The following is a 7474-nucleotide window of genomic DNA, read 5'->3' on the forward strand; positions in this document are numbered from 1 at the left end:
CGCGCCCGCCCGCACCGCGGCCGCGCCCGCGCCCCGCGTCACGTTCGTCGACGCCGGGCAGAGCTCCGCGCAGATCGACAGGTTCTGGACCAAGCAGCGGATCGCGAGCGCGAAGGAGTACCGCGCTCCGGCCGCGTCGGCGGCGGCCACGGGTGGTTCGTTCGACGCGTCCGCGCAGGGCGCGCCCTACGTCCGCACCGGCACCCTGCCCAAGGGCGAGGCCGGGAAGGTCACCGCGCAGTGGCGCAAGCCCCCGGCGCTCGGCAGGCTGTTCTTCAGTCTCAAGGGCAAGACCTGGATGTGCACGGCGACCGTCGTGGTGTCCGACAACCACGACACGATCTCGACCGCGCGGCACTGCGGGTTCGGCGAGGGCGGCTCCAACTACCGGTTCGCCCCCGCGTACTCCAAGGGCAAGGCCCCGCGCGGCTGGTTCACCTGGCGCAAGGCCGGCTGGGTGACCACGCCGGGGGTGAAGGGCGACAACGCCTTCATCGTGCTGAACAAGCGCAGCGGCAAGCACGTGCAGGACGCGGCGGGCTCGGAGGGCGTGGCGTTCAACTACAAGCCGAGCCAGTACTCCACCAACCTGCTCGGCATCCCCGGCGACAAGGACTACGCGTGGCGCTGCTCGGGCAAGCCGCGCGGCAGCAGCGACAAGCGCGTCATCTACCTGGCCAACTGCAAGGGCATGAGCGGCGGGGCGAGCGGCGGCCCGTTCCTCATCAAGTTCAACGCCACCACCGGCGTCGGCTACCAGACCGCGAGCTACTACGGGAGCTGCGGCAGGGACGCCTGCGGCGCGCAGTGGCAGAAGGACGCGCTGGCCGTGTACCGGGGCGCCCAGCACCGCTGAGCTTTCGGCACCTCCCCACCGCACACCGCTGAACAACGCTGACGGCGGGTCGCCCCTGACGGGCGGCCCGCCGTTCGCGTGCGGGCGGTCAGGCCGGTTGGGGTTCCTCCTCGATCCCCAGCGTCTTGACGGTCGCGGACGTCGGGACGTCGTCCTTCGCCGGATACGTCCCGAGGGCCTGGTCGGAGAGGGGCGTGACGACGCCGAACCAGTACCGCTCGTTCCGGAAGTGGTGCAGGCGGTGGCTGCGCCAGGCGGCCCGGTACGGCGCGTGCCGGGGACGGTAGGACGAGTGGATCAGGAAGTGCGTCCACTCGTAGACGGCGAGCGCGGTGAGCGAGGTCGCGATCCCGGTCATGGCCTGCCGCCGCTCCCGCAGGACCGCGGCGTTGAGGACGACGATCCCCGCGACGACCCGGCCGACGACGGGCATCGGGACGAACACCAGCTCGGCGTCGCGCGGGTCGCGGTGGTGCGCGCGGTGCTTGCGCGACAGCAGCGGGTCGATCCGGCGGCCGTTCACCGTCCGCGGCCGCCAGTGCAGCACGCCCACGTGGACGATCCACTCGATGAACGGCTCGGCGGCGACGATGCCGGCGGCCACGGCGGCGTCGCGCCGCGTCCAGCGGCCGAGCGCGAGCCGCGCGCCGACGGCGGCCGCTGCCGCCGGGACGAGCGCCTTCGGGCTCGGATGCCGGAAGAACTCGCGGGCCGCGCCGGACAGCGTCAGGCCGGGCCGGAGCCAGCCGGGGGTCGGGGGGCGTGGGCTCACTCTCGGTCCTCCTCGGGGAAGTGGGCCAGCACGGCTGCGCGGCCCCGGTCGAGCAGCGCGGCGGCGCGGGCGCGGGCCCGCTCGCCGTCCCCGGCCTCGACGGCCGCGACCAGGTCCCGGTGCGCGGCCAGGTCGCGCCGCTCGTCCACCAGGAGCTCGTCGACCAGCGCCTGGGCCGGGCGGTAGGCGTCCAGCAGCACGTTCAGCGACAGCCGGTAGCAGACGTTCCCGGACCCCTCGATCAGCAGGTCCCAGAAGGGCACGTCGAGCGCGGCGAGCGCGGCGGCGTCGTCCGCGCCGCCGCCGTCCCCGGTGACGAGCGCCTCCAGGGCGGTGAGGACGTCGCGGAGGGCGGCGCGGATCTCGGCGGACGCGCGCCCGGCGGCCAGCGAGGCCGCGTCCGCGCCGATCGCCGTGCGCATCTCCATCACCGACCGGACCACCGCCGCGTCGATGCCGCCGTCCGCGCCGAGGAACAGCCGGGGGAGCAGGTCCAGCCCGGCGGTGCGGCGGAAGTCGCGCACCCGGGTGGCCCCGCCGTGCCGGATCTCCACCAGGCCGAGCTGGTCGAGCCGTTGCAGCGCCTCGCGCAGCGCCTGCCGGTTGACGCCGAACTCCTCGGTCAGCGCGCGCTCGGCCGGGAGGCGCTCGCCGAGGGGCAGGGTGCCGTCCAGGATCCGGGCCGCGATCTGCTCGAAGACCGCGGTCGCCACCGAGGTCCGCTCGACGGGGGAGAAGCCGCTCATGATCGGATTCTGGGCGTCGGGAGGTCAACATGTCAACTGGTCCGACCAGTAATCCTCCACAAAGGAAGCGCCGGTCGGCGTCGAGGGGGGACGCCGACCGGCGCTCGGCACCGGGTCTCACGGGCCCTTCGCGGGCCCGCCGAATCAGTCGCCCGGGTACGCGCCGCCGCCGTGCTCGGCGTCCAGGGCGTCGTAGTCGGGCGTGTAGCCGCGCTTGGGGATCTCGGCCGCGAACACGACCTCGCGCGGTTTCTTGTAGGAGGCGATCTCGCCCCGCACATGCTCGATGATCTGCTCTTCCGTGGCCTCCGCGCCGTCCCGGAGCACGACCACGGCCTTGGGGGACTGGCCGAACCGCTCGTCCGGGACGCCGATGACGGCCGCGTCCGCGACGGCCGGATGCGTCTTCAGGGCGCGCTCGACCTCGGCCGGGTAGATGTTCTCGTTCGCCGACTTGATCATCCGCAGCTTCGGCCCGACGAAGGTCAGCGTGCCGTCGGCCTCGCGGCGGCCGAGGTCGCCGGTGTGGTGCCAGCCGCCCGCCGCCTTCGCCGCGTTCAGCTCCGGCCGGTTCCAGTAGCCGGAGAACAGGCTGTGCCCGCGCGCGCAGATCTCGCCGACCTCACCTGGTGGCACCTCGTTCCCGTCGGCGTCCAGCAGCCGCACGTGGACGAGCGGGGAGGGGCGGCCCGCGAACCCCGCGCCGCCCATGCCGAGGCCGAGGAAGGTCAGCATGCCGCCCACCTCGGTCTGCCCGTAGCCGCCCATCTTCGACGCGCACCACGGGCTGTCGTCCACCGTGATCATCGCGTCCCACTCGGGGGAGTGCGAGACGAACCGCAGCGAGCCGAGGTCGTACTTCCCGCCCTGGTTCGCCTGGACCAGGCCGTCGATCATCGGTCCGAACAGGAACGCCTGCGTGCACCGCTCGGCCTCGATCAGGCGGCACACCTCCTCCGGCTCGTACGCGGGGGTGAAGACGAGCCGTCCGCCGAGCTGGAACGTCGCGAGCGTGAACATCATCGTCCCGACGTGGAACAGCGGGCCGCAGGCCAGGAACGTGAAGCCGTCCTCCATCTGCCGCATGTGCAGCAGCGACATACTGTGCGCGATCAGCGCGGAGTGGCTCAGCAGCGCGGCGTTCGGACGGCCGTCGAACGCGGCCGTGTACAGGGCGAGGACGGGCGCGTCGTCGTCGGCGGCCTCGGGGAGGTGCGCCTCGCCGGACGCCAGGAACGCCTCGTACTCCTCGCCCGAGCGGATCCAGCGGGTGCCCGGCGCGGCCTGCCCGCGCGCCTTCTCCACCGCCTCCGACTCCTCCCACACCACGACCGCGGGCGTCAGGTCGGCGAGGACGTAGGCGATCTCGTCGGCGGTCTGCCGCCAGTTCGCCGGGCAGAAGACCGCCCCGGCGCGGCCGCAGGCCAGCAGCAGTTCGACCACGCGGAAGGAGTTCTGGCCGAGCCACAGCACCCGCCCGCCCGGCTCCACGCCGGCTGCGGCGAGGGCCCCGGCGAGGCGCGCGACCCGGTCGTCCAGTTCGGGATAGGTCAGCCGGACGTCGCCGTCCACGACGGCCGCGCCGGCCGGACGGCCGCGTCGGTGCTCGGCGAGGACGTCGCCGAGGGTGAGCCGGTGTACTGCGGACATCGCGCCTCCTGGGGGGTGGGGATCAGCGGAACGCGGGCATGACCTCGGCGGCGAAGAACCTCAGGACGTCCTTCATCTCCTCCAGCGGCATCGGCCGGGTGGAGCCGAAGTCGCACATCAGGTGCCCGAAGCCCATCTCCCGGATCGCCTGGATCTGGCCGATGACGCGTTCGGGGTCGCCGATCACCTCGAGCTGCTCCCAGCGGAACTCGCTGTCCACCGAACCGCCCTTCAGGTAGCGGTTCGCGTAGTACTCGAACCCCTTGGCCGCCTGCCCGGTCGCGCGGTCGATGGGCGCGCTCTGCAGGTTGAAGATGCGGGAGCGGTCGAAGGCGGCCTCGAACCGGGCCTGGTCCTCGCGGGCCCGCTCGATGGTCGGCGCGGCGTACACGATGCGGCTGGCGACCAGCTCGACGTCCGCGGTGTCCACGCCGTGCGCGGCGGCGGTCGCGTGCCAGGTCTCGGCGGCCTTGGCGATCTTCTTGAACGGCGCGGCGGGGTCGGCCAGGATCGGCAGCCCGCGCGCGGCGTACATCTCGACGGTCTCCGGGCTGACGGCCGCCACGTGGACCGGGGGATGCGGCCGCTGGACGGGCCTCGGCATCAGGTTCAGCGGGTTCCCGGTCTCGAAGAACCGGCCCTTGTACTCGAAGTTCTCCTGCGTCCAGAGGCCGAGGATGACGTCGAGGGCCTCGTTGAACCGGTCCCGCGCCTCGGCCAGGTCGAGCCCGAAGTTCTCGAACTCGACCGCCTGGTAGCCGCGTCCGATGCCGAGCTGGAGCCGCCCGCCGGACAGCAGGTCCACCATCGCGGCCTCCTCGGCCACGTGGATGGGGTTGTGCAGCGGCAGCACCACGATGCCGGTGCCGAGCCGCAGCCGCTCGGTGCGCGCGGCCAGGTTCGCCAGCATCGTGAAGACGTTCGGGACGGTCCCGTACTCCCGGAAATGGTGCTCGGCGATCCAGACCCCGTCGAAGCCGAGCTCCTCCAGCAGTTCGACGATCTCGATCTGGTACTCGTACACCTCACCCGGGGTCTGCCCCGCGAACTGGTGGAACAGGTGGAAGGCCGAGAACTTCATCGGGCGGTCAGCCACGTCGCAGGCTCCTTCGTCAACGCGCGGGGCGGGCGCCCGCCCGGGGGCGGAGCCGCACCCTGCCAGATTACGTACCAAGCGCTCGCTTGGGAAGCCTAACAGCCCTTCCGGCCGGACGGGAGGCGACCGCCGGTCCGCCGAGACGCAAGCGTTATGGGGTTCTGTGTCAACTTTCGTACGGACCTGGGCGACTTATCGGCATCTGTTGAAAGATCGACTAGAGGAACGGCACCACGTGGGACGAACCACCTTCCTGGCCGCGGGCACGGCGCTGCTCGCCGCGACGCTCACCCTGACCGCCTGCGGTGGCGGTGACGGGGGCAAGAGCGACGGCGCGGCGCCGAAGAGCACGCTGGACGCGGCCACCTCGTCCGCGACCCCGTCCGGCGCCGACAACTCCGCCAAGCCGCCCGCCGAACTGGTGACGGCCGCGCTCGACAACTTCAAGAACGCCAAGTCCGTGCATGTCAAGGCGAACTTCAAGGGCGAGGGCCAGGCGATGAGCCTGGACTTCCACCTCGGCGCGGACCAGTCGGACGGCACCATGCAGGGCGGCTTCGGGAACGGTCCCGCCACCGTGAAGCTCCGGACCGTGGACGGCAAGTTCTACATGGGCGCCGACAGCGCTTTCTGGCAGGGCATGCTCGGGGACAAGACGTTCGCGTCGATGCTCGACGGCAAGTGGGTCCTGTTCCCGGCGAGCCAGGCCAAGCAGTTCAAGACCTTCCTCGGCGTCCGCCAGTTCGACCGGGACGTCTTCGCCCAGCCGCGCAAGGACCTCACGGCGTCCTCGGGGCTCAAGACGAGCCGCGCTGACGTCGGGGGCGTGCCCGCCATCGGGGTCACGGGCCCCGACGGGAAGATGACCGTGTTCACGGCCGCCAACGGGACCCCGCGCCTGCTCCGCCTGAGCTCGACGGCGGCGATCGGTGAGATGCCGGAGGGCACCTTCGACTTCACCGAGTACGACGCACCGCTCCAGATCCAGGCTCCGGCGGACGCGATCGACACCAACAAGATCAAGAAGGCGCGGACCTGAACGAACCCGCCGCCCGGACCACGTGGTCAGGGCGGCGGGCCCTTCTCGTCGGACCTCAGCGGGTGCGGCCGGGGTGGCCCATCGCGGACGGGTCGGCGGCGGGCTCCAGGGCGCGGTCGGCGGCCGGGACCTCGCCGACGCGCCCGAACTCCAGCGTGAGCAGCGCGGCGGCGAGCCAGCCGATGTCGGCCCAGGACCGGAACACGACGCTGCGCGGCTTGTAGTCGGGCCGGAACTTGCGGTCGAACAGGTACAGCGACTCGACCGCGATCCACGGGTCCAGCAGGTGGAGGGCCTGGTAGCCGGCCTTCTCGACCGGGCCGCGGTCGGTGGCGTCGAGCAGTTCGCGGAACGCGGCGAAGTTCAGCGAGACCAGCTCGACGCGCCGCTCCTTCGCCCACTCGGCGACGTCCACGATCAGCCGCTCGTTCAGGCCGTTCGGGGCCTCGGGGAGCCGCCGCATCGCGTCCAGGCTGAGGCCCTGGCCCGCGGAGACGTACCGCTGGAACGCGATCGGCGCGCCGGTCTCGTCGTAGGCGACGGCGACGACCGCGCCCGGGTGGTAGCCGGTGAGCAGCTCGTCCAGGTTCATCGAGAAGCCGCGCTCGGCCGCGCCGCCGAGCGAGCGGCTCGCCACGTCCAGCAGTGCGCCGCGCAGCCCGGGGTCGAGGTCCCGCTCGGGGACGATCTCGGTCTTGACGCCGAAGTTGTGGGTGCGCTTCACCGCCTGCCGAACGTTGCGCATCTGCCGTCCGGACAGCGAGAACGTCTCCGGGACCAGCACGACCTCGTCGCCGAAGCCGAACGAGCGCAGCCCGCCCCAGGACGGCACGAGCTCGGTGCTCGCGCCCAGCACCGCCGGACGCCAGCCGGCCCGGCGGCACAGGTCGAGGAAGGCGTTGATCGCGGCGCCGTGCGCGTCCTGCGCGCCGACCGGGTCGCCGCCCGCCACCGCGACGCCGAACAGCACCCGGTAGCCGATCGCGGCGCGCCCGTCCGGGCTGAACACGTACGCCTTGTCGCGGCGCAGCGCGAACGGCGCGAGCGTGTCGGAGCCGGGGTGCGCGACCAGGCTCGCGACCCGGCGACGCTCGTCCTCGTCACCGGGCGGCGGCGCGGGGTCGGGGGCGAGCAGCGTGACCACCAGCACCAGCAGGCCGACCCCGCCGATGAGCGACAGCGCGCCGGGCAGCCAGGCCGCGCCGCCGGACGGTCCGCCGGTCGCGGACAGGCCGTGCGCGACGTCCGGGCCGACCGAGCTGATCGTCACCCCGCCGAGGACCACCGTCAGGACCGCGGCGGTCACCACCAGCAC

At 72.7% G+C, this 7474-nt stretch carries 7 protein-coding genes; 2 read left to right on the forward strand and 5 right to left on the reverse strand.

Annotated features, from left to right (window positions below):
- Positions 1–856 (forward strand): hypothetical protein (locus AB0J52_RS20115; RefSeq protein ID WP_500183120.1); only part of this gene is annotated, 856 nt, incomplete at its 5' end.
- Positions 857–944: 88 nt separating this feature from the next.
- Here the strand turns inward: AB0J52_RS20115 and AB0J52_RS20120 are convergent.
- From AB0J52_RS20120 to AB0J52_RS20135, 4 genes are all read right to left on the reverse strand, one after another.
- The gene (locus AB0J52_RS20120; RefSeq protein ID WP_500183121.1) at positions 945–1628 is read right to left on the reverse strand and encodes a sterol desaturase family protein; all 684 of its coding nucleotides are present in this window, start codon (positions 1626–1628) and stop codon (positions 945–947) included.
- Positions 1625–2374, reverse strand: a complete 750-nt coding sequence (locus AB0J52_RS20125; RefSeq protein WP_500183122.1) for a FadR/GntR family transcriptional regulator — start codon at positions 2372–2374, stop codon at positions 1625–1627. The genes AB0J52_RS20120 and AB0J52_RS20125 overlap by 4 nt, the downstream gene beginning before the upstream one ends.
- 144 nt (positions 2375–2518) lie before the next feature.
- Positions 2519–4024, reverse strand: coding sequence for an AMP-binding protein (locus AB0J52_RS20130; RefSeq protein WP_500183123.1), 1506 nt, complete (start codon positions 4022–4024; stop codon positions 2519–2521).
- 22 nt (positions 4025–4046) lie between these two features.
- Positions 4047–5105 (reverse strand): LLM class flavin-dependent oxidoreductase, encoded by a 1059-nt coding sequence (locus tag AB0J52_RS20135; RefSeq protein WP_500183126.1) that lies wholly within the window; start codon positions 5103–5105, stop codon positions 4047–4049.
- 250 nt (positions 5106–5355) lie between these two features.
- Between AB0J52_RS20135 and AB0J52_RS20140 the strand changes: the two genes are divergently transcribed.
- Positions 5356–6159 carry a LolA-like protein gene (locus tag AB0J52_RS20140; RefSeq protein ID WP_500183124.1) on the forward strand — a complete coding sequence of 268 codons (804 nt, stop codon included), beginning with the start codon at positions 5356–5358 and terminating at the stop codon, positions 6157–6159.
- A 55-nt stretch (positions 6160–6214) separates the two neighbouring features.
- Here the strand turns inward: AB0J52_RS20140 and AB0J52_RS20145 are convergent.
- The coding region (locus AB0J52_RS20145) for a bifunctional lysylphosphatidylglycerol flippase/synthetase MprF (protein ID WP_500183125.1) at positions 6215–7474 on the reverse strand (1260 nt) is incomplete at its 5' end.

Origin of the sequence: Spirillospora sp. NPDC049652 (assembly GCF_040675125.1) — a bacterium.
In the GTDB taxonomy this organism is placed as follows: Bacteria; Actinomycetota; Actinomycetes; order Streptosporangiales; family Streptosporangiaceae; genus Spirillospora.